This window comes from Anabaena sp. UHCC 0399 (assembly GCF_034931465.1).
Taxonomy (GTDB): Bacteria; Cyanobacteriota; Cyanobacteriia; order Cyanobacteriales; family Nostocaceae; genus Trichormus; species Trichormus minutissimus.
On the sequence record NZ_JAYGGZ010000007.1, the window covers coordinates 1 to 22,832 of the forward strand.

General features: G+C 42.8%; 23 protein-coding genes. 14 read left to right on the forward strand and 9 right to left on the reverse strand.

Going from position 1 to position 22,832, the window contains the following annotated elements; translation table 11 throughout:
* Positions 1–1,315: aminopeptidase P N-terminal domain-containing protein (locus VB693_RS05580; protein WP_323265393.1), on the reverse strand; the 1,315-nt coding region annotated here is incomplete at its 3' end.
* A 676-nt stretch (positions 1,316–1,991) separates the two neighbouring features.
* On the opposite strand from VB693_RS05580, the gene VB693_RS05585 reads away from it, so the two are divergent.
* The 7 genes from VB693_RS05585 (at position 1,992) to VB693_RS05615 (ending at position 7,874) form a co-directional block, all read left to right on the forward strand.
* Positions 1,992–3,251, forward strand: a complete 1,260-nt coding sequence (locus VB693_RS05585) for a VCBS repeat-containing protein (RefSeq protein WP_323265394.1) — start codon at positions 1,992–1,994, stop codon at positions 3,249–3,251.
* Between the two features lie 150 nt (positions 3,252–3,401).
* Positions 3,402–3,890, forward strand: coding sequence for a hypothetical protein (locus tag VB693_RS05590; protein ID WP_323265395.1), 489 nt, complete (start codon positions 3,402–3,404; stop codon positions 3,888–3,890).
* Positions 3,891–3,918: 28 nt separating this feature from the next.
* Entirely contained in the window at positions 3,919–4,305 is a 387-nt protein-coding gene (locus VB693_RS05595; protein WP_190699667.1) for a DUF423 domain-containing protein, read from the forward strand.
* 1,181 nt (positions 4,306–5,486) lie between these two features.
* Positions 5,487–5,714 carry an NAD(P)H-quinone oxidoreductase subunit L gene (gene ndhL, locus VB693_RS05600; RefSeq protein ID WP_323265488.1) on the forward strand — a complete coding sequence of 76 codons (228 nt, stop codon included), beginning with the start codon at positions 5,487–5,489 and terminating at the stop codon, positions 5,712–5,714.
* A gap of 24 nt (positions 5,715–5,738) precedes the next feature.
* The gene (locus VB693_RS05605; RefSeq protein WP_323265396.1) at positions 5,739–6,044 is read left to right on the forward strand and encodes a DUF3007 family protein; all 306 of its coding nucleotides are present in this window, start codon (positions 5,739–5,741) and stop codon (positions 6,042–6,044) included.
* A 134-nt stretch (positions 6,045–6,178) separates the two neighbouring features.
* Positions 6,179–6,979: a tryptophan synthase subunit alpha gene (trpA, locus tag VB693_RS05610; protein ID WP_323265397.1), complete on the forward strand. Its 801-nt coding sequence runs from the start codon at positions 6,179–6,181 to the stop codon at positions 6,977–6,979.
* 244 nt (positions 6,980–7,223) lie between these two features.
* Positions 7,224–7,874 (forward strand): heterocyst differentiation related protein, encoded by a 651-nt coding sequence (locus VB693_RS05615; RefSeq protein ID WP_323265398.1) that lies wholly within the window; start codon positions 7,224–7,226, stop codon positions 7,872–7,874.
* Positions 7,875–8,024: 150 nt separating this feature from the next.
* Here VB693_RS05615 and VB693_RS05620 read toward each other — a convergent pair whose 3' ends face one another.
* Positions 8,025–9,947, reverse strand: coding sequence for a serine/threonine protein kinase (locus tag VB693_RS05620; protein WP_323265399.1), 1,923 nt, complete (start codon positions 9,945–9,947; stop codon positions 8,025–8,027).
* 167 nt (positions 9,948–10,114) lie between these two features.
* On the opposite strand from VB693_RS05620, the gene VB693_RS05625 reads away from it, so the two are divergent.
* On the forward strand, positions 10,115–10,600 hold the full coding sequence (locus tag VB693_RS05625) for a hypothetical protein (RefSeq protein WP_323265400.1): 486 nt from the start codon (positions 10,115–10,117) through the stop codon (positions 10,598–10,600).
* Positions 10,601–10,658: 58 nt separating this feature from the next.
* Entirely contained in the window at positions 10,659–11,090 is a 432-nt protein-coding gene (locus tag VB693_RS05630; RefSeq protein WP_323265401.1) for a hypothetical protein, read from the forward strand.
* A 33-nt stretch (positions 11,091–11,123) separates the two neighbouring features.
* Here the strand turns inward: VB693_RS05630 and VB693_RS05635 are convergent, their stop codons facing one another.
* A complete protein-coding gene (locus tag VB693_RS05635; protein WP_323265402.1) occupies positions 11,124–11,345 on the reverse strand; it encodes a type II toxin-antitoxin system HicA family toxin in 222 nt (73 codons plus the stop codon).
* Positions 11,335–11,541 carry a type II toxin-antitoxin system HicB family antitoxin gene (locus VB693_RS05640; protein WP_323265403.1) on the reverse strand — a complete coding sequence of 69 codons (207 nt, stop codon included), beginning with the start codon at positions 11,539–11,541 and terminating at the stop codon, positions 11,335–11,337. Before VB693_RS05640 ends, VB693_RS05635 begins: the two co-directional genes overlap by 11 nt.
* 131 nt (positions 11,542–11,672) lie before the next feature.
* Between VB693_RS05640 and VB693_RS05645 the strand changes: the two genes are divergently transcribed.
* Together VB693_RS05645 and mutL are read left to right on the forward strand one after the other, a co-directional pair.
* Positions 11,673–12,656, forward strand: a complete 984-nt coding sequence (locus VB693_RS05645; protein WP_323265404.1) for a folate-binding protein — start codon at positions 11,673–11,675, stop codon at positions 12,654–12,656.
* A gap of 136 nt (positions 12,657–12,792) precedes the next feature.
* Positions 12,793–14,574 carry a DNA mismatch repair endonuclease MutL gene (gene mutL / locus VB693_RS05650; protein WP_323265405.1) on the forward strand — a complete coding sequence of 594 codons (1,782 nt, stop codon included), beginning with the start codon at positions 12,793–12,795 and terminating at the stop codon, positions 14,572–14,574.
* Positions 14,575–14,646: 72 nt separating this feature from the next.
* Here mutL and VB693_RS05655 read toward each other — a convergent pair whose 3' ends face one another.
* From VB693_RS05655 to VB693_RS05670, 4 genes are all read right to left on the reverse strand, one after another.
* Entirely contained in the window at positions 14,647–15,084 is a 438-nt protein-coding gene (locus VB693_RS05655) for a DUF3592 domain-containing protein (RefSeq protein ID WP_323265406.1), read from the reverse strand.
* Between the two features lie 230 nt (positions 15,085–15,314).
* Entirely contained in the window at positions 15,315–16,010 is a 696-nt protein-coding gene (locus VB693_RS05660) for a DevA family ABC transporter ATP-binding protein (RefSeq protein WP_323265489.1), read from the reverse strand.
* Positions 16,011–16,110: 100 nt separating this feature from the next.
* The gene (devC, locus tag VB693_RS05665) at positions 16,111–17,277 is read right to left on the reverse strand and encodes an ABC transporter permease DevC (RefSeq protein ID WP_323265490.1); all 1,167 of its coding nucleotides are present in this window, start codon (positions 17,275–17,277) and stop codon (positions 16,111–16,113) included.
* 67 nt (positions 17,278–17,344) lie between these two features.
* The gene (locus VB693_RS05670) at positions 17,345–18,541 is read right to left on the reverse strand and encodes an ABC exporter membrane fusion protein (protein WP_323265491.1); all 1,197 of its coding nucleotides are present in this window, start codon (positions 18,539–18,541) and stop codon (positions 17,345–17,347) included.
* A gap of 432 nt (positions 18,542–18,973) precedes the next feature.
* Between VB693_RS05670 and VB693_RS05675 the strand changes: the two genes are divergently transcribed.
* The gene (locus VB693_RS05675) at positions 18,974–19,591 is read left to right on the forward strand and encodes a TetR/AcrR family transcriptional regulator (protein WP_323265407.1); all 618 of its coding nucleotides are present in this window, start codon (positions 18,974–18,976) and stop codon (positions 19,589–19,591) included.
* A 281-nt stretch (positions 19,592–19,872) separates the two neighbouring features.
* The gene (locus tag VB693_RS05680) at positions 19,873–20,487 is read left to right on the forward strand and encodes a DUF2996 domain-containing protein (protein ID WP_323265408.1); all 615 of its coding nucleotides are present in this window, start codon (positions 19,873–19,875) and stop codon (positions 20,485–20,487) included.
* On the opposite strand, the gene VB693_RS05685 is transcribed toward VB693_RS05680, so the two are convergent.
* On the reverse strand, positions 20,484–20,975 hold the full coding sequence (locus VB693_RS05685; RefSeq protein ID WP_323265492.1) for a TM2 domain-containing protein: 492 nt from the start codon (positions 20,973–20,975) through the stop codon (positions 20,484–20,486). The two genes, VB693_RS05680 and VB693_RS05685, sit on opposite strands and share 4 nt — an antisense overlap.
* 777 nt (positions 20,976–21,752) lie before the next feature.
* On the opposite strand from VB693_RS05685, the gene acsF reads away from it, so the two are divergent.
* Positions 21,753–22,829 (forward strand): magnesium-protoporphyrin IX monomethyl ester (oxidative) cyclase, encoded by a 1,077-nt coding sequence (gene acsF / locus VB693_RS05690; protein ID WP_323265409.1) that lies wholly within the window; start codon positions 21,753–21,755, stop codon positions 22,827–22,829.
* Positions 22,830–22,832 lie beyond the last annotated feature (3 nt).

Sequence of the window (22,832 nt, forward strand, 5' to 3'; positions counted from 1 at the left end):
AACTAATTCTTTCTACTTCATCCACAGCTTTAGGAACACCAGCCGTTAACACCTCATGTCCTGTAGGTGTAACTAACACATCATCCTCAATGCGAATCCCAATACCCAGCCAACGCCGATCAGTTTCTGGTTGGTCTTCTGCAAGTTTCGTATCTGGGACAATATAAAGTCCAGGTTCAACCGTCAACACTTGGCCGGGTTGCAAAATCTGCGGTTTATCTTCACCATGTTGGTACACACCCACATCATGGACATCCAAACCTAACCAATGGCTGGTGCGGTGCATATAGTATGGCTTGTATTTCTCTTCCTCAATCAGTTTATCAACCTCGCCTTTGAGAATACCCAGTTCCACCAACCCTTCAGTCAAAACACGCACGGCGGTATCATGAACTAAGTTGAAAGCATTACCTGGTTTTACTTGAGAGATCGCTTGTTTTTGCGCTTCTAAGACCAGTTCATACAATATCTTCTGCTCTGATGTAAACTTACCACCTACCGGAAACGTCCGCGTAATATCCGAATTGTAATAACCATAAGCACAACCAGCATCAATCAGTAGCAAATCTTGCTCCTGCATCTGGCAATTATTTTCAATGTAGTGTAGTACGCAAGCATTCACACCAGAAGCCACAATAGAAGGATAAGCCGGCCCCATTCCTCCCCGCAAGCGAAAGATGCGTTCCATCTCCGCTTGGATTTCATACTCATAACGTCCGGGTTTAGCAATAGCGATCGCGTGATTGTGCGCTTCAACTGCAATTGCAGCTGCTTGACGCATCATTTCTAATTCAGCTTCGCTTTTAACTAACCTCATGCCGTGCAGGACTGTGCTAGTATCCTCGATGGCGATTGGCCCTGTACCCCGCTTGGGATAACTCCGCAGTAAACTTTGGTAATGTCCGAGGATTTTATCGTTAAAACTGCGATCGCGTCCTAAATGATAATAAATGCGATCGGCTTTTTCTAAATACTGGGGTAATTTTTCATCGAGTTCCGTGATGGGATAAGCCTCATCTGCTCCATAAATTTCTTTAGCTGCATCTACCCCACAGCGATAACCAGTCCAAACTTCCTTTTCTCTTTCCTTGGGTTGGACAAACAACACAAAGCGATGTTCTTGATGATGGGGTGCTAACACAGCTACCGCTTCCGGTTCGTTAAAGCCAGTCAGGTAGAAAAAATCACTGTCTTGACGATAGTTATATTCGACATCGTTGTGCATTACCGCCATTGGCGCACTGCGAAAAATAGCTGTACCACTACCAATTTTTGCCATTAACTGCTCACGACGCTGCCGATATTCTAATTGCATAGCTAAATCTATTGCTGAATTTATAGTATAGTTTTACACTTTTAGCAACTATAGGTTATGGTTGCTAGTCTAAGTTATTCTAGCCAATCTTGATTTCACCTTCAGCACTGAAATTAAGCCAAGGCGCAAAGAAATGTACATTTATACAAATGATTCAGTTTAGTTAAGGGTAGTTGGGATTTGTATAATTCCCATTTCTTGAAAAAGGCGGAGTTATAAATTATCAATAATTTTATTTTTTAGCTGTATTCATATTATACAAAATAATCTGGCTTTTTACCCAATTTATAGATTTTTGCATATCTGTTAGCGTAAAACATTTAATTCTAAAAAACATAGTATAAAACACTAATTAAAAACCTTGTTATGTAAGAATTTGATAATCAAACATCAAATATATTCGGCTTGGTTTTTCTGTTGTAATAACTTGCCAAATATTCACCATTGTTTTTAAATGATGACATGAAACAGTATTTTTTATCATCAAACCATGAAGAATAAAAATCAAAGCCAATTGCAAGTCATCTACCTATCAAGATGTGAGCAAAGGATGATTTTTATCAAAAACAAATGTTTATCAAAGAAAATGTTTTTTATAGAAAATGTTATTTGAAGACAGAATTGACTGCCAAGAAAGAGTTAAAACTTTGATAGCAACCAGTCATAAAAATATACTATGTCTAGCGCACCAGAATTCAACAACAAAGTGGCTAATGCGTTTGATATATCCTTGCAAAAATCACAGAGCTTGATAAATCCTTCGCAAGGTCTGTCAGATTTTAATATCACATTACCAACCAATAATAGTTCCTCTCCTGAACCATCACCATTAGACTTTCTTCCCCAATCTCCCTTTACTACTGTTAACCCAAACCCTAATCCTTACCTAACTAGTGCCGCCATCACTCCTGACTTCAATGGTGATGGTAAAGCAGATAAAGTTTGGGTGAACACTCAAACAGGTGAAATTGTCGTCCGTCTAATGGATGGTGCAACAACTGTACAAGAAGCTTCTCTAGGTCAATATGACCTAACCACCTGGAGTTATAAAATTGCTGACTTCAACAGTGATGGTAAGACAGACTTCTTGTTGCGTAATAACGCCACAGGTGAAAATGCTGTTGCACTGATGGATGGTACTAGAGTTGCTAACTTTGTTTATCTAGAGAAAGTTGATGCAGGCTGGGAAGCTAAAATTGGTGATTTCAACGGCGATCGCAAAACTGATATTTACTGGCATAATGCCACCACTGGCCAAAACGCTATTTGGACTATGGATGGTACAACAGTCACTAGTGCCAACGTTCTAGATACAACAGATGTGGGTTGGAATCCTACTATTGTTGATTTTGACGGTAACGGTAAGAGTGATATCTTCTGGCGCAATACTGCGACTGGAGAAAATAATGCTTGGTTCATGGATGGCGCACAATCCACCAAATATGATCTCCAAGCACAAGATTCATCCTGGTCTTACACCCTTGGCGATTTCAACGGAGACTTCAAAACTGACATTCTCTGGCGCAACACCAGCACCGGTGAGAATAAAGTTTGGACAATGAATGTTCTTCCTGGTGTCGGTCCTCTTGTCACTGAAGGCACTCTCAATACACTTGACTCATCATGGAAAGCCAGCATTGGTGATTTCAATGGTGATGGCAAGACAGACATCTTCTGGAACAATGAGACAACCGGCGAGAACACAGCTTGGTTGATGGATGGTACTAATAAGAGCAGTGAAGCTTTCTTGCCCAAAGTTTCCGAAACTGGTGCAGTATATCAGCCATTCCTCGGCGATCACAATGGCGATGGCAAGACAGACATCTACTGGCGTGATCAAGCATCCGGTCAAGACGTACTTTGGGTCATGGATGGCACTACAGCTACCGCAACACCTGTAGCCAATTCATTGACTCCAGAATGGTACACCGGCTGATACTCAATTAGGGAATAGGAAATAGGGAATAGTATCTATTCTATTCCCCCCTGTCACCTGTCACCTTTCACCTGTCCCCTACCCTCTATTCCCTATTTCCCCACTAGTGAGGTTAAAATCACAGACAAGGTTTAAATCTGAAGTGGAATTATGAAAACTGCGGAAAAGCTGGCTGCTGGTTGGCTATTAACACTCGGATTCACATTTTTGACTGCCTCTGTCTCTGCGGTAGTGGAAAGAAATACTATGCTTAAACCCATTTCCACAGGGGAAAATGAGGAGTTGGTGCGGGAATATATCAATAGAGATGCTCTGTCTCTATTAAATGCTACTGCTACCCAAGGAATAATTTTTGGCTTTCCCACCATGATTTTAGGTTCATGGCTGGGTTGGGGATTGTACCTGCAAAGCAAAAATCAAAAAAAAGCCCTTCAGCAGCAATTAAGCGATCGCTTACAATCTACTTTTTATCAGATGATTCAAAATAGTGATGGACGCATCACTGTTTTAGGCTTTGCTATGCAGTCACAACTACCTGCAACAGTAGCCAGACAATATTTAGATGAAAAAGCTAAAGAATTCAGCGCAAATTTTAAAGTTAGTGATGAAGGGTCAGTATCATATCATTTTGATGTCTAATCCCTAATTAACTTGACAAATAAGTCTAATGATGCAGATTTTTTTGAGCGTAGCTGCCATTTTAGGCGGTTTGTCAGTGGTGGCTGGTGCTTTCGCTTCCCATGCACTGCGGGAAAGAATTAGTGAGCGATCGCTGGAAATTTTTGATGTCGGCGCGCGTTACCAAATGTATCATGCTCTAGCCTTATTGCTAGTAGCCGTCTTAATTAGCCGTACACCATCGCCGCCAACCACTTTGATAGCTAGTGGCTGGCTTTTTATCGTCGGTATCGCCATTTTTTCTGGCAGTTTGTACGCCCTCAGCTTAACTGGGATAAAAATTTTAGGTGCAATTACACCCTTGGGTGGCGTAGCTTTTATTCTAGGTTGGGGTGCTTTAGCGATCGCCGCTTGGAATTTAAAAATTGGCGTGTGAACCACCAAAAATTCAGGGTGCGTTAGCCTACGGCATAACACACCCTACTGGTGAATTTTGTTTTATGGGGGTGGAGGGACTTGAACCCACACGACCGTTTAAGGTCAACGGATTTTCATTCTCCCGCAGCTTTCGCTACTGCCATTTGGCTTTGAGAATTGGACTCTCTCTTTACCCTCGTCTTAACGTTAGGGTAGCTCCCGTCGAGTCTCTGCACCTTCCGACTAGTTAAGAGTTGAAACTTAAGACATACGAGTAAATATTTACTCGTAACCCAGCACTCATTACTCACTACTGTTTCGGCTTGGCTCAGGATTGCCTTGTCTGTCACCAGATTTAGGTTTCCCTGAGTTTGAGAGCATCCACTTCAAGGATTTCTCCTTCAAGGCTCAATTTAATTTAAGTCCGTAGCGTCTACCATTCCGCCACACCCCCCCATTTAGTTGGGAGATAAATATGTTTCAGAGGTAGCAAATACCTCCTCATCTATTCCAGCATTAAATGTGTTTTTTGTCCAACCAGATAGAAATTTTTATCTTTTTAGAGCCATTTTATCTTTTTAGCTTCGAGTTGCTGATGCTACCTTGCGGCTAATTAGATTTAGCATTTCTAATCTTATTTAACAAGCTTACCACTGTTTTACTGCCTTTGCCATTGTAGCATTATTTCAGCATTTTGATCAGCAATAATCAGGAATTTTTTGAAGGTTCATTAAAAAGCCCAATAGTTATGGTTTCTTTCGGCTTAGTATTCAGCCTATGATGGAAATGCAGATGCACCAAACAAAGAGTTTGTCAGTAACCCAGCCCTAAAGGGACTGGGCTTGTAAGAGAAATCAAGCAAGCCGTACTGACCAGACCACCCTGAGCATATTCGTTCGCGAATAGCGTCTCTAAGAGAAGGGTAGCCGTTATTTGAGTCACGACACCTGGGAATGCGTAGCTAGTTCCCCGCTCTGTCGCTGTGAGTTAAACAGTTTTAAGGTCACTGGAACAGTGCTTTCAGCCTAACAAGCTCTTCTAACAGGTCTAAGCTAACATTACTGGAACAGCAAGGCGATTCTCGGCATACAGGGAAGGTGGTAAATACTGTTCCTCTATTTACTACACCCCCTAAGGGGACTGCGACTCTCAGTCGCTCGTACTCTTTCCCTCTCAGCTTTTAAAAGCTGAGTTTCCCACATCCCGCGAGGTCTTATGATTGTACCCCTGCTATATCTGGCTCTAGCCGGAGCTTATTTGTTAGTTGTCCCCGTTGCTTTGATGATCTACATGAAGCAACGCTGGTATGTGGTTAGCTCAATAGAGCGTACCTTTATGTATTTCCTGGTGTTCCTCTTCTTCCCAGGACTTTTGGTTTTGTCGCCGTTTGTGAATCTGCGCCCTAAACCCCGAAAAATTGAAGTTTAACAAGATTGGTAGGTCATAACTCTCATGCGACGGATTGATGCGATTGGAATTGGCTTTGGCATATTCACGGCTGGCGGATTGGTATATTTGGGTTTACAGCTAGTGGGTATTGATAATCAACTAGCGGGGATATGGAGTCAAGCCTTGCTAGTCGTTGGGTTGATTGGCTGGGTAGCCAGCTATGCCTTCCGCGCTGGGGGGAAAAAAATGACCTACCATCAACAACGAGAGCAGTATGAGGAAGCCTTTTTCCAGAAACGACTCGATGAACTCTCTCCCGAAGAATTAGCGAAAATTCAAGCGGAGATTGAACAAGAGAGTGCTGAGTAATGAGTAATAAGTTATGAGTTATGAAGTGGGGTAAGTCAATACTCAACACTCAACACTCAGCACTCACTACGTTTTCCGGTGGTCAGTTGTTTGTTACTATTGACTACTGACCACTGAGAACTGACGACTAATTAATGACCGTTATTGCCGATCGCTTTCAAACCCTCAAGCGGAATCAAGAGTGCGCTCTGATTCCGTTTATTACTGCCGGTGATCCAGATTTAGCCACCACCGCCGCAGCGTTAAAGATTTTAGATTCCAGTGGGGCTGATTTTATTGAATTGGGTGTTCCCTATTCTGATCCTCTCGCCGATGGGCCAGTGATTCAAGCTGCCGCTACCCGCGCTTTGCAAAAGGGGACAAAATTAGAAGCTGTCCTAGAAATGTTGCAAGCCACTACCCCTAGTTTGCAAGCACCGATTATTTTATTTACCTACTACAACCCCATCCTACACAGGGGAATTGACAAGTTTTTAGAGCAGATAGCGGCGGCTGGGGTGGCTGGGTTGGTAGTGCCTGATTTACCCCTAGAAGAAGCAGCAGGACTGTTGAAACCAGCGAGTGAACGGGGGATTGATTTAACCTTGTTAATCGCGCCTACTAGCTCTGTAGACCGAATAGAGGCAATTTCTCAAGCTTCCCAAGGGTTTATCTATTTGGTGAGTGTCACAGGGGTAACGGGGATGCGATCGCAAATGGAAATCCGCGCATCTGATTTATTACCAGAAATTCGGCGTTTTACCGATAAACCCATTGGTGTCGGCTTTGGTATTTCTCAACCCGAACAAGCAACCCAGGTCAAAGCCTGGGGAGCAGATGCAATCATTGTGGGTAGTGCTTTTGTCCAGCGTTTAGCCGAAGGTACACCAGAACAGGGACTAAGTGCGATCGCCCAATTTTGTCAAAATCTTAAAGCAGCCATCAAAACATCTTAATGAGCAAGATAAACTAGATTAAAAAGTATAACAAGGCAGTTTTTTTACCCTAATCTGGTGGACAATTCAACATTTATGGTTTTGAATATTAACATTGGCATACTAGGCTGTAAAAAAACCAAATGATACAGTAGCTTATGATTTGGGTATTATGTGAAATTAAGTAGGCTTATAAAGATTATGAGTGTGAGAGTGAGTCAGTCAAAAGTTTTTATAGTTACATCGCAGTTGAGGTTAAAAGGCGATGAGTGAGAGTATGGCATTTATTGGCGGTGTCGCTGTAGCTGGACTGGCCGCTCTTTTATTACTCAGGGGGACAAGTGCTTCACAGGCTAACTTTGCTCTTAGCCCCCAAATCCCAGGTACTATAGTAGCACCCCAACCACCTATTCAACCCCCAACCTATTACCCACCCTATGGGCAAGCACAATACCCCAATCAGCCACCTGTTGCTCCTAGTACAGAACAGCGAGTAGAACTTGAACGGCTAAAAATGGATTTTGAACGCCTAAAAAGCGACAACGAACGACTGAGAGCAGACCTGCAAAACCAACAGTCCCAATTCCAAAACTACAACAACCAACAACTACAACAAGCGCAGCAAAATAGCCAAAGGGTGGCAACAGCAGCGTTCCAAGCTGAATCCCCTTGGTGGTCTTCACCCATCGTTTGGGCGGCTGGGGGTGCGACTCTTACCATTGGTGGTGGTGTTGTAGTCGCTGGCGTATTATCTTTATTCACACCACGCGCACGTCCCACTAGGACAGTACAAGTAATTCACCCCTACCAAGGCAATACACAGCCTTTAGTCCCCGTGCGTCGTGCCGAATTTCTACCCCCAGGTGGGATGGATGCTAGGCGCGTAGAAGCCCATGAATATGATGAAATGATTTAGGACGACAGAGAGGCTGAAGGGACAAGGAGGAATTTCTATCTGTCTTCCACAAGTCCCCAGCTTTTCAATGAGTGGATTTTAGATTATTCAATCCAAAATCTAAAATCTAAAATCTAAAATCTAAAATCTAAAATTTCTAGTCCCCAGTCCCTAATACCCATTCTGAGGCAGCTCTTCAGGGCTGATAATCTCTGATGTAGCGGGTTCTTCAGTCTGTAACGATTCAGACTGAGACTGATTTTGACTATCTTGATTATTGCTTGGGGGAACTACTTGTTTCGCTACGTTTTCGGCTGCTTGTTTCAACAGTGGCTCTATTTTATTTCGCCAGTATTTAATATTAGGTAGTTTTTCAGGATGTTTTTGGTAGTCTAAAACTGTATCCCATTGACCATTATCTATTGCCTGATTGATATCTTTAAATAGTGCGTCCGCTTTTTCCCAATCTTGTTGCCATTGCTTAATCATGGCTGTTGTCTCTTTAATGCCAGCAGAGGCATTAGCAGGAATGGATCTGAGTGTAGCGATCGCCCCTATTAAATCACCTGATTCATACTTTTGTCTAGCCTTGGCAACAATCTTGGTGCTATCTTCTTGAGACGGTGCTGGAGTAGAACGGAGAAAACCTTCTGGTTTTGGTGATGGGGTAGTTACTATATTAGATTTTGGTTTGGCTTGGGGAACAGGTATAGCAGCAATTAATGTATTATCGTTGACTGTTTTAATGGCAATGCCTTTGTCACGTAGGCAAGAAGTCCATTCTTGATTATTAATAATTACATCTGAGTGCGCCCATGCTGAACGACCGGAATTAAGTTTTACTTCAACCCAACCCCGTTTGCTGCGTGTCCCAGTCACTTCAAATTTGCTATTTTCACCAATTGTTTTTAAAACATTATCAGAGTTAATTGAACTCGGTTCAGAACGAATATTAGAATTACCAGCCACCACCGCTAGACATTTATCCGTAGCAGCCAAATCATTACCCAAAAAATTACCTGCTAAATTTCTGACATTTGGATACACATTGGCTACCACAGCCGCCGCACCACCAGCCAATAACAAGCCAATTAATAAAGGCCAAGGGTCAGATTTGGGGGAGTCTTGGCGAGACGGTTTAGCCTTAACGGGGTTGGCTGGCGCAACAGCTACAGTTTGCTGTCGAGATAACCGAGATGCGGCTACATTCGGCTGATAATTAGAGCTATTGATGGATTTTTGGGCTGAAGAAGACACAGCTACAGCCACAGGATTAACTGCATTTTGACAAGCTTCTAGTGCTTCTGTTGCCGTCTGATAGCGGTCTTTGAAGTGATAACGCACCATCTTCGTTAACACTTCTGCTAGGCGGTAGTTAACGTTAACTAAATGCTGCCAGAGGATTTCCCCTGTATTGGGGTCATCTTGTAACTCGGCGGCTGGTAGTCCTGTTAAGGCTTGAAGGGCAATAATCCCCAGAGAATACATATCACTATTGGGACGGGGTTTACCTTGCCCTTGTTCTGTCGGCATATAACCAGGAGTACCAATAGCGACGGTAGCAGTGGGTTGTCCACCAACTGTTACCATCTGTGTACGTAATTGCTTAACTGCGCCGAAGTCTACTAAAACTAACTTATTATCTGAAGTGCGACGAATGATATTATCCGGCTTGATATCACGGTGAATCACTCCTTGGTGGTGAACAAACTCCAGAATCCTTAAAGCATCCTGCAACAGTTGAATAACTTGGCTTTCACTCCAACGCTTACCAGGGATGAGTTCTTCCGTGAGGGTATGTCCTTCGATATATTCTTGAACTAAATAAAATTCTTGATTTTCGTCAAAATAAGCCAATAAACGGGGTATCTGGTCATGATTACCCAGCCTTTCTAAAGTTTCAGCCTCACTGTTGAAGAGACGCTTGGCAGTTTCAAAAATTCTAGGGTCAGAACTGGAGGGTTTGAGGTGCTTAACAACGCATATCGGATTACCAGGCCTGCGGGTATCTTGGGCTATATAGGTTTGACCAAATCCCCCTATAGCTAAGACGCGAACGACTTGGTAACGATGGTCTAGTAACTTGCCTATCATAAAATCCCTCCCCACAGTTATCACCTAGAATTTCCCGATGGTAATTAATATCTCCAAATTTTTGGCAGTGAAATCCGCTATCTTGATAAAAGATTTGAACTTAATACGCAATCCTTTTAATAAACACAGACTGTAAATTTTTCTTTTAGTGCCTTTATTAATTACCGATGCCACCTAGAATAACAGACCAAGCCACATGGCAGCAGGCCGAACTCCTCATGCAACCGGCTTTTATTCGCGTTGTTGACAATCTTCGCAAGCAGTTGGATGAATCGACTTGGAAAGGAACTTACCAAGATGTGCTGATTTGGCCGGCTAACACCACTGATGAGACAAAAGCTTTGGTAACTCAGCTGCTGCAAGAAATGGAATCTGCAACTTTAGAACAGGCAGATGCCATTAGAGAAAGACTTGCAAGGTTGCCGATGCCCCATCCAGGATATCACTTGTGTTTGCAACGTCAAGACCAAAATGTCAGTATTGATTTGTGGGAATTATGTTATCAAGTGTGTTTTATTAATTACACTCCAGAGAGTGACAATGTTGATATTGATACTAGTTTAATTGATGAATTTGGTGAAGTTGATTGGCAAATTTTAGAAGTAAAAACTAAGGAGTTAGTTGAGCAGGCGTTTGCAAATTTACCTAGGTAATTAAGTGCTGATTGTATAATTTTTGCCTGTCTCGCCTAATCCAATGAAAGAAAACTATATGAACAAGCCTGATGAAGAATTGGAACTACATTTAAAACCCCGTGAAACGGAAACAGTATCAATAAAGATACCAAAGGAAACATTGGAATCTCTCAAAAAAGTTGCAGCTAATCGAGATATGTCAATTGAGGGATTACTCAAATTTTACATTGGGAAGAGTTTGCGGCAAGATTTATCTAAATTATTTTCTGAACGCGTGCTTGAATCAACGGCTCAATTTTTAACACGACATATTCACTCGGAAGATGAAATTAAGCTGAAAGAAATCCTAAAAAAAGCGATTGTTGAAGTTATTCAAGAACAGAAAGAAGTTATGTCTGATTTAATGGCAGAGATTATGGAAGATATAGCTTTAGCAACAGCTATTAAAGAAGGTGAAAATACAGAAATTGTTAGTCGTGAAGTTATTTTCAAAACTCTGTCAAGCTAGTAATTATTACAATCATCAAAAGAGCGATCGCATTTACAAATTTTCAAACTCTTCAACACTTATCCCAGCTTGACGTAAAATACTGCCCAATGTACCAATAGTGATTTCTCGATGACGAGGCACTATAGCAGTACGAGTTCCTTCATCGATAGATTTGATAAACTTGACGTGACTACCTTTTTGACTAACTTCCTCAAAGCCAGCAGCTTTTAATTTACGCTTCACTTCACGATAAGGTAATGGTTTAAGCGACACCTATTTCCACCTGAATAGTTTTAATTTGAGGAGTAATAGTAGCAACTGGTGGCTCAAAATGCAGCGATACAGCTTCCTCCAGATTAGACAAGGCCTCAGTTTCAGTTTCGCCCTGGCTAGCAATATCAATCTCTAAGCACTGTGCTACAAACCAGTCACCTTCTTGCCATATACTTGCAGTAAAAGTTTGTTTCATAAGTTTTGATCCTCTGCACTTTTTCTTTGATTATATGCCTTGAGAAATTCAAAGACGCATTGAACCTACAAACATGAATTTGCTAATATTACCAATGCGAAAACATTGAAACAGGGCAACTATTGACTACCATGCCAACATCTGCACTTGACGGTAAAGACGCAGCCGCTATCCAAGCCGCAACCGCAGGGGTTGCTGTATGCGATCGCTCTTTTTGGGGACGCATCCGTGTTTCTGATGATGACCGTCTGCGATTTTTACACAATCAAAGTACGAATGATTTCCAAAGTCTCAAGCCAGGACAAGGCTGTGAGACGGTGATGGTAACATCCACTGCCCGCACGATTGATTTAGTGAGTGCTTATGTTCTCGATGATGCCGTGTTACTTTTAGTGTCACCTAACAGGCGTGAGTTTTTAATTCAATGGTTAGATCGTTATATCTTCTTTGCCGATAAGGTGCAATTAACTGATGTAACGGCGGAAACTGCAACTTTTAGTCTCATCGGTGCAGGAAGTGACGCAGTAATAGAAAAACTTGGTGCTGGGGCAATTATCGGTCAACCCTACGGCAATCATATGACAGTGGATGATGGGATCATCATTGCAGTCGGTAGTGGTTTGGCTTCCCCTGGTTACACATTGATTTTGCCTGTGTCTGTAAAAGAAACGGTATGGCAGCAAATTTTAGACTTAGGGGCGGTAGAATTAAGCGATCGCGGTTGGGAACATTTACGTATATTACAAGGCAGACCAACCCCAGAAGCAGAACTCACAGATGATTTTAATCCTTTAGAAGTCGGCTTATGGCAGGCTATTTCTTTTAATAAAGGTTGCTATATCGGACAGGAAACCATTGCCCGATTAAATACATATAAAGGTGTTAAACAATATCTGTGGGGGATTAAACTTAACAGTCCAGCCACCATAGGAGATACTATTACTCTGGGAGAGGACAAAGTTGGTAAACTCACCAGTTATACCGAAACTGCTGATGGTTACTTTGGACTCGGTTACATTAAAAGCAAAGCTGGTGGTGTGGGTTTGAAAGTGCAAGTAGGAAACGCCGAGGGTGAAATAGTATCCATCCCATTTGTTTCTCACGAATATCCATAAAAGGGAACAGGTGACAGGTGACAGGGAACAGTAAAGACGCAATTCATACCTACCCTACTACTATCCCCAGTCCCTAATCCCCAGGAGTTATTTAATTAATTTTGACTTTTGACTTGATTTGTCCTCAGTTCCCCAAATGCCATCTACTATTCAAGCTTTACCTCAAGAAGTCGTATATCTAATTACAGCAGGTGAAGTCATCGACTGTTTCGCTGCTGTGGTGCGGGAATTGGTGGAAAATTCCTTAGATGCTGGTGCGACGAGAATTGTAGTTGCACTATGGCCGCAGCAGTGGCGTATCCGGGTGACAGATAATGGTTGCGGTATGGACTTGGATGATTTGCAACAAGCCGCAGCAACTCACAGCACTAGTAAAATTCATTCTAGTGACGACTTGTGGAAAATTCACAGTCTGGGATTTCGGGGTGAAGCGTTACACAGTTTAACAACGCTGGCAGATTTGGAGATTTTCAGCCGTTCTAGCAATGGGAATGTAGGATGGCGGGTTGTCTATGGTGATGGGGGAAAAGCTATTCAGGTTGAGGCGACAGCGATTGCTCCTGGTACAGTAGTGACAGTCTCCAATTTATTTGCCAATTGCGTGGCGCGTCGTCATGGTTTACCGCCAACAGCACAGCAAATGAAAGCTGTCCAAGCCACAATTTACAACATCGCCCTTTGTCATCCTCAAGTTACTTGGCAAGTGTCACAAAATGACCGAGCATGGTTCACCATCTCTCCAGCTTCTACAGTAGGGCAACTCATACCCCAACTATTATCACAAGTGCGACAAGGCGACTTACAAGAATTAACACTAGAAATCCCCAACCCAGAAAACTCACCACTCACCACTCCTCACTCAGCACTCCCCACTCCCCACTCAGCACTCAGCACTCAGCACTCCCCACTACCCACTCAGCACTCAGCACTCAACACTCAGCACTCAACACTCACCCTAGTAGTAGGCTTACCCGATAGATGTCATCGCCATCGTCCCGACTGGGTGAGGGTAGCGATTAACGGGAGGATAGTCAAATCACCGGAATTAGAACAGACAATATTAGGAGCATTTCACAGAACATTACCACGCGATCGCTATCCGATTTGTTTTCTCCATCTTGTCATTTCCCCCGACCAAATTAACTGGAATCGCAACCCAGCCAAAACCGAAATTTACCTCAACGAGTTAACTTATTGGCAAGAACAAATCACCCAAGCCATTAACCAAGCACTGCGTATTAGTGCTGCAAATATCAAAGAATCCGTCCACACAACCAGAGTCAGTCAACTACTCAAAACCGCAGAAGAAAAAGGCAATTACAACGTCAACCCTCAAAACTCAACACCCCCAACTCAGCACTCCCCACTCAGCACTCAGCACTCCTTAAAAGCTGTCGCCCAAGTCAGCAATACCTACATCGTCGCTGAACATCCTGGGGGAATGTGGTTAGTAGAACAACACATTGCCCATGAACGAGTTTTGTATGAACAATTGTGTGATAACTGGCAACTTCTTCCTGTCGAACCGTCAATCATTCTTTATCAATTATCACCAGCGCAACTTGCCCAATTGCAACGCATCGGTTTAGATATTGAACCCTTTGGTGAACAAATTTGGGCAGTGCGTAACCTTCCGGCCATCTTACAGCAACGAGAAGATTGCGCTGACGCAATTTTAGAACTGAGTTGGGGAGGAGACTTAGAAACAGCCCAAGTAGCCGTCGCCTGTCGTAGTGCCATCCGTAACGGTACACCGATGAGTTTACCAGAAATGCAGAAGTTACTAGATGATTGGCAACGCACTCGCAACCCCCGCACCTGTCCCCACGGTCGCCCGATTTATTTATCATTAGATGAGTCGGCTTTATCCCGATTTTTCCGTCGTCACTGGGTAATTGGCAAGAGTCACGGTATTTAAAAGCACTCACAACTCAGCACTGACTAAACGCCGCGCTACCGCTAACAGCACTCATTACTCAGCACTCACAACTCACTTATCACGCCATAGTCTCAATAATTGAGGAAACGAGTTGATTAATGCAATTCCTCCAATCAAGACAAAAAGTGACCCCATAGCAGTAAACATCACAGGTAAAAACCATAAATCTAGCCAGGAACTAATCCTGGCAGAATTTGGCTCTTGAGGATGATATAGCACTTCTACTTGCTGATCCTTTTTAAATGCTGGTGGGTTACTCCCTGAGTTAGCTTCAAATGTTGTAGGGTCGCCAGACGATGGGGTAAATTTTACTACTGGGTAATAGACTTTTGAACGTCGTATCAAATCAGTGACTGTTCCTGATGTTTTTACAGAGGTGGCGACAAAGGAACGAGTATTTAATCCAATTATTATGCCAATAACAGCAAATATACTGCCAATACCAGCGAAGATAGAACCGAATAACCGAAGGAAATTGGTATCATCCATAGGATTTTAATATGTCAGTAATTTATACCTCCTCTTCAGAAAATCCTATTTCGGAATTTGCCCATAAAAAAAGGCAGGAAGAACCTACCTTGTAACCCAAAAAAAGCATTTTGTAACCAAATACATTATCAAATATGGCAGAGAGTTATGGCAGGAATATTACAAAACTACGACGAGTATGTGAAGATGTGGGGGAATTTTAAACGCAGAGGGGCGGAAAATATGCAATATTAGCTAGTTTTGGCTAGAGTTCCATTGACTAATTTGCCGTCTTCCATGTGTACTGTGCGATCGGCGATATCGAGAATGCGGTTGTCATGAGTCACCATTAAGATGGTACAGCCTTGTTCTTTGGCGAGTTTTTGCATGAGGTTAACGACATCTCTACCTGACTGGCTATCTAAGGCGGCGGTGGGTTCATCTGCTAAGACAATTTGGGGATGGCTGACTAAAGCACGAGCGATCGCCACTCGTTGTTTTTGCCCTCCAGATAGTTGTCTGGGATAATAATGTAGGCGACTTCCTAACCCTACTTGCTCTAAAATCTGCACTGCACGAGTTTGTATATCTTCCAGTTCAATTTGCTGGTGCAACTCTAAACCAATTTTGACATTTTGGAGTGCTGTTAAACTGCCGTGTAAGTTATCGGATTGAAAAATATAGCCGTTATTGCGTCGCGCCTGCACTAATTTTTCCGCATCTGCACCACAGAGTTCTCTACCCAACACTCGTAAACTCCCAGACTGAGCAGAACGTAATCCACCAACTAAGGTCAGTAATGTAGTTTTACCAGAACCAGAAGGCCCAGTCAAAATCACAATTTCACCTTTGTTAATTTCTAAGTTGATATTCAATAAAACTTGCTTACGTAGTGAACCCTGACCAAAGTAGTGGTCAAGATTCCGAATAGAAATGACTGTGAACATGGTTAGGGAGTGCTGAGTGCTGTTAGCGGTAGCGGGGCGTTTAGCCCGTGCTGAGTGCTGAGTGCTGAGTGCTAAGAAAAATCTACCTTGGCTTCCTTGTCTAAAACATATCTGCGGGGTCGGCGGCTTGGAGTTTACGTGTGGCGATCGCACCGGAAATTGCACACATAATCATAGTTAGTATCAATACCTGCAATGCTCGGATCAGAGTCATGTAGATGGGTAAGTTAGTAGCACTACGGGTTAATTGGTAAAGTCCTAAAGATACAGCTAACCCTGGGACAAAGCCTAATAATGCTAAAATTACAGCCTCTTCAAATATCACACCTAGCAAGTAGTAATGGCGATATCCTATAGCTTTGAAGGTGGCGTATTCTCTCAGGTGAGTATTAACATCTGTAGATAAGACTTGATAGACAATAATCACACCAACTACAAAGCCCATTGATACCCCAATGCTAAAAATGAATCCTATTGGGGAGTTGGTGCGCCAAAAGTTATTTTCAAATTCAATAAATTCTTGATGGGTCAGCACCTTGACATCTCGTGATAAACGTGCTTGTAATGCGTCTTTTACTTGTTGGCTATTTACCCCTGGCTGTAACTGAATTAAACCCAAACTGACACTAGAAGCCTGTTGACGAGGAAAGAAGCGCAAGAAATTCTGATCGCTAGTAATTAGCGTACCATCAGCCCCAAAGGAAGCTCCTAATTTAAATAAACCAGTAATGGCAATTGTGCGCCGTTCTAATTCTGTCTTAACGGTTTGGCCTTGTTCTAATTTGGCGATAGTTTCTTGATAATCTCCTCTAGCTGCACGGTCGAATAAAACTGTATCTGGTAACTTAATTTCTGAGAGTTTGGCGTTAACTTCAGGGAAATTAACAGCAGGCTTATTAGGATTAATCCCAATAACTAAAATCTCTGTATCACGGCGGGTTTGGGGATTCTTCCACACCATGTTACTCACATACATAGCTTCGGCTGATTTTATCCCTGGTACATCCATTGCTTGATATAGTCGCCGTCGAGAAAAAGTAGAGATGCGTTGCAGGTTACGGGTTTGCGAACCGATGACAATAATATCTGCTTGCAAACTGCGATGTAGTTGAGTGTTACTGTCGTACAATGCCGCTTGAAATCCCAACTGCATAAACATCAGTAAGTCCGCAAAGGCAATACCTGACAATGCTACTAACAGCCGACTTTTTTCATGACTTAATTGCAGCCAGCCTAAAGGTGTCCGCCGTCGCAGTTGTTGAAACATCATTTTGTTGACTGTTGACTGTTGACTGGGAACTAGGTAAAAAATTCTCCTTCGTCTACCTTCTGCCTTACAACTCAATTACCGCTTTGACTTGCATATTCGTTAAATCGGCAGCTTTTTGACTAGAGGCAGAATTGAGGCGGATTTGGACTTCTACAACTCGGTTGTCAATATTGCTGGTAGGGTCTGTATTAACTACGTTTTGCCGCCGTATCTGTAAGCCCTTGCGTTCAACTATTCCCTGCATTTCTATGGGTAGATATTCACCAATGACTCGCACTTGCTGGCCTGGTTTGACTCTGCTGATGTCACTTTCGTAAACTTCGGCGATGACGTACATTTGGTTAGTCTGGCCAATTTCAGCAATGCCATTATTGGAGACTAATTCCCCAGGGCGACTATGAATTTCAAATACTTGTCCATCTTGGGGCGATCGCACGTAAGCTTGGGTAAGATTAACTTGGGCTTGATTTACTGCTGCTAAGGCACGATTGACTTCAGCTTGGGCTGCTACCACATCGACACCCCGCACTTCGGTAATTTGCTCTAAGGTTGCTTTGGCTTCTTGAAGTTTTTGCTGGCTGCTAATTTGCAGACGCTGTAACTGTGCTTGGCCTTCTTGTAGGTTTTTCTGGGCGGTTTCTAAGTGCAATCGCTGGCTATCACTCTGGGAAGCAGAAATTGCCCCTTGCTGATACAGTGTTTGATAACGTTGATTTTCTATCTCGGCATTTTGTACTTCAGCTTGTAATCGCGCTACAGTAGCGGTCTGAGCAGCTATGTCCCCTTTCCCTTCGGCTCGCAGACGGTCTATGATAGCTTGTTGAGCAACAACTTCTCCCCTTTTTGCTCCAGCTTTGGTGCGGTTGAGGTTGGCTTGCGCGACTTTTACCTGTTCCTGGGTTTCTTTTAATGCAGCTTCTAATTTATCTCGGCTATCTAAAATTGCAATTACCTGTCCGGCTTTTACTCTATCCCCCTCTCTTACTAAAAGTTGCTCTACTCGACTTCCTTCACTAGATGTAGTCGCGGAGAGTTGAATAACTTTCCCCTTGGGTTCAATTCGTCCTAAAGCAGTTACTGTTTTTAGCTCTGGTAATAATGTGGTTGATGCTTGTACCTTTTGATTAGATGCTTCCCTTATTTTTAATGTTGTATAAACACTGATTCCTATAACTGCAAAAGACACAAAAATTGCTAAAAAAATGGCTGGACGTAAAATCGATTGAGGAGAAATTGAACGGTCTAGCTTTGAATTTTGCACAATCGCATACCTTTGTAGCAATTCCCAATTTGCTGTCTCAAATCGAATTTTTATGAAGAGTGGTGAGTAGTGAGTGCTGAGTAGTGAGTGCTGAGTAGTGAGTAGTGAGTAGTGAGTGCTGTTAGCGGTAGCGCGGCGTTTAGCCGGTGCTGAGTGCAGTAGCGGGACTTTGAGCAGCGTACTGAGTGGAGAGTAGAGAGTAAAAATATGAATCCCCACTTAGTCACCTGTAACCTGTAACCTATCACCTATCACCTTTCCCTGATAACTAATACAGCTACTCTTATATGTTCAACGCCTGTTCAATATCTGAACTGAGATATACAAAACTAAACTGTGTAGTCTTATAATGTGATTATACTAAACTGACTAGTTTAGTCAAGCGATTCCCTCTAAGAGCCGCTACCACCACCAAAAAGGAATTATTCAAACATGGTACGCCCAAAAACTGGGGACGCAGAACGCTCAAATTCTACCGATAAAGTCGAGAAAATTCTGCAAGGAGCGATGCAGCAATTTTTAGCAAATGGTTATGCTGCTACGAGTATGGATAAAGTAGCAGAGGCGGCGGGAGTTTCCAAAGCCACGGTTTACAGCCACTTTCAAGATAAGGAAGGACTCTTTAAAGCCTTAATCGAGAAATTAGCCAGAAAGCGGTTTCAGTCGATTTTGGGAACACAACCTTTGCTGGGAGAACCTTATATAGTGCTGCGACGGTTAGCAAAAACCGCCTTAGATCAGATGGTAAATGACCCAGAATATCAATCATTTGAGCGTCTGTTGATGGGGGAGTCGGCGCGGTTTCCAGAGTTAGCGCAGGTTTTTATTGGGAGCATTGCCAAACCAGCGATAGAAACAATTAGTAAATACCTAGCATCTCGTGCAGAACTCAAAATCCCAGATCCAGAAGCCACTGCGAGGATTTTGATTGGTTCATTAGTGCATTTTGTCATCACCCAAGAGATTATGCACGGTAAAGATATTATGCCAATGGAAAGCGATCGCCTGATTGATGCCTTAACTCATTTGATTGTCAACTGTGCTGAATAAAGTCACGATTGAGGTAGATTGAACAAATCGAGGTAAAATAAAACATTAAAAATAATAAATCACTCAATAAATAGTACCAATCAATTCAAAATTATCTATCCAAAACAGCAAAAATTTGGACAATTAAGTATTATTCATTAATAACTAAACGTACTGAGATTAAAATTACGAATTACAAATTACGAATTAGTCTGACTATCTCTACTATGCCAAAATGAAGATAACTTACTACTTAAAGGTGAGCGACGCTCGAAAAGCTAGATAAAGGATTGACCTGAGTAATGGCAGACGAAACCAATCAAAATCAAGCGGGAGAGGTAGTTCCCAGCACTGTTGACCAAAAGTCCCCCACTGTCGCAGAAGCAAACGCTCCCAGCACCAGCGAACCAGTAGCGACAGATATTCCTACTGCCAATGCGCCAGACCCCAAAGCAGCTAATCCAAAAACTAACCCCAATGCTGCTACCCTGGAAGAAAAACCCGCAGCCGCTAAACCCGCCGCCGCCAAGAAAGAAAAAGCCCCAGCCGTAGAAGACAAGCCTTTTGTCGAGTTTATGGAGCAAGATTACTTACCGGCGTTGCAAAAAGCGATCGCAGCAGAAGGAGTAGAAGATATACAATTATCTTTTGCCAAACAAAAGCTCCCCATTGCTGGCTTTCAATCAGCCGAAGAATGCTGGCAAGTTATTGGTAGTTGGCAAAACGGCCAGCGTCAGTTTAACGTCTACTTCCCCGATGAAAATATCCAAGGGAAAAAAGGCTTTTCTTGCAACGAAGGCAGAAAGCCCAGCACCCTGGAATCATTCTTAATCGATGAGCGTAAAATTACACTGGAATTGTTGGTAACTCGTTTAGTGTATCGCTTAAACGGTCAGAAGTGGCTAGGGAGAAATTAGTTAAGTTCGTGGAAATAGTAGGTGACGGCCCCAGAAACGGGGTCGTTGTCTATCTTTACATAACCTGATTTAAACATTTCTTTCAGAGCAGTTTCGACTGCCGCAAAGCTAGCACCCGTAGCTTTCACACCTTGAGTTACAGTCAAACTACCACCTCTACTTTCCGCCACCTCAATGAGTCTAATCATCAATTCATTCCCTTTGGGGGGATGAACTTGGGAAGCAACTACTGGTTGATTTAGTGGTACACCAAAGGAAGAGACACCAGCTTGAGCGCGTAAATTTTGTTTATATTCTTCCACCATTCCAGGTAGGAGAAACAAATCGACAAACTGCCCGACATAAAATAATCCAAAAGTACACAACCACAACAAGCCTGTACCAACTTTGCCATTATATAAACGGTGTAAGCCTCCTATCGGGAAGACAAAACCTAACCCACACAAGATATAAGAAATAGGCAACCGATTATTACCTGTAGGATTAATCTGACGATCTAAACGATTAACCTCAGTTGTCAATGTATCAAATACTTGAGATATTTCTGAACCACTCTGGTGTGTATTGGGTCGTGCGTAACCATCAGACGCAGGAGCAGAAATCAGTTGTTGTACAAATTGTCCATAGACTTCCACATCAGCGCGTGTACCTTGAAAGCGATTACCGTGAGCAACTTCTTGACGTAGCCTGTTAGCGTTGAGGATGCGACGACAGTCATCTGCGCTCAAACCGCGATACTGTTGCATCAGGTCAAGCAACTCCTTCCATTGGACTTGTTGCAGGTTTTGCACCCTTTCTCGTTGCGCTAAATCAAGGGAATTGTTATTAGCCAACCAGTAACGAAAATAATCTTCCAACGCGCCATGAAAACTGACCAGCGCGTAACCCAATAATTCTGGGTCATGATCTGCTTTTTGCAATCGCTCCCAGCCTAGTTGCAGCTTATTCAAATGATTACTCATTGATTGGCCTGTTGCTTTTATAGCTTTTCTAAAAATTTTAACAATTAAATAATAGTCAGTAGTCGATAGTGTTTCTTTTCCTGGTCTCCCTTAGTCTCTATGCCCCATACTGACTACTTAATTCGGTAAATCTTGAACTATTGTTGCAACTCTTAACGTTTTCCCTACCAGTTTACCTCTACACCTTGGTAGACTGAAATTTATACAAATTAATTATTGTCGGCTGCTGCGCCTTGTGAGAGCATAAATTTTGCTTTTGTTGGGTGTACTCAAAGATAATCAAGACAAAAGAGCAATTTGGACATGGTAGATTCCCTAAAAAAGCCAGGCTTTGAAGAAATCCGTCCGGGGATTAAAGTCCCGGCAAAAGAAACTCTATTAACACCCCGGTTTTACACCACTGACTTTGATGAGATGGCGCGGATGGATATCTCCGTCAACGAAGACGAGTTACTAGCCATTCTGGAAGAATTCCGCACAGACTATAACCGCCATCACTTCGTTCGGGATGCCGAGTTTGAACAATCCTGGGATCACATTGACGGGGATACTCGCCGCTTGTTCGTGGAATTTCTCGAACGGTCTTGTACGGCAGAATTCTCCGGCTTTTTGCTTTACAAAGAACTCGGTCGCCGTTTGAAGGATAAAAGCCCTGTTTTGGCAGAGTGTTTTAACCTGATGTCACGGGATGAAGCACGTCATGCAGGCTTTTTGAACAAAGCGATGTCTGACTTTAACCTGTCTCTGGACTTAGGGTTTTTAACAAAGAGCCGCAATTACACCTTCTTTAAACCAAAATTTATTTTCTACGCTACCTATCTTTCAGAAAAGATTGGTTACTGGCGTTATATCACCATTTATCGCCACTTAGAAGCACATCCTGAAGACAGAATTTATCCGATTTTCCGGTTCTTTGAAAACTGGTGTCAGGATGAAAACCGTCATGGTGATTTCTTTGATGCGATCATGAAATCTCAGCCCCAAATGCTGAATGATTGGAAGGCGAAACTGTGGAGTCGCTTCTTCCTGTTGTCAGTGTTTGCCACGATGTATCTCAACGATATTCAACGTAAAGATTTCTACGCCACCCTTGGTTTAGATGCACGGGAATACGACATCCATGTCATTAAGCAGACCAACGAAACAGCAGGTAGAGTCTTCCCAGTGATTCTAGATGTAGATAACCCAGAGTTTTACGAACGTTTGGATATTTGTATCCAGAATAGCGAAAAATTGAGTGCGATCGCTAACTCTAACTCTCCTAAATTCCTGCAATTCTTCCAGAAGCTACCACTATTCATCTCCAGTGGTTGGCATTTACTCAAACTGTACTTGATGAAACCCATTGACGCTGTTACTGCCCAAGGCGCAGCGCGTTAAGTT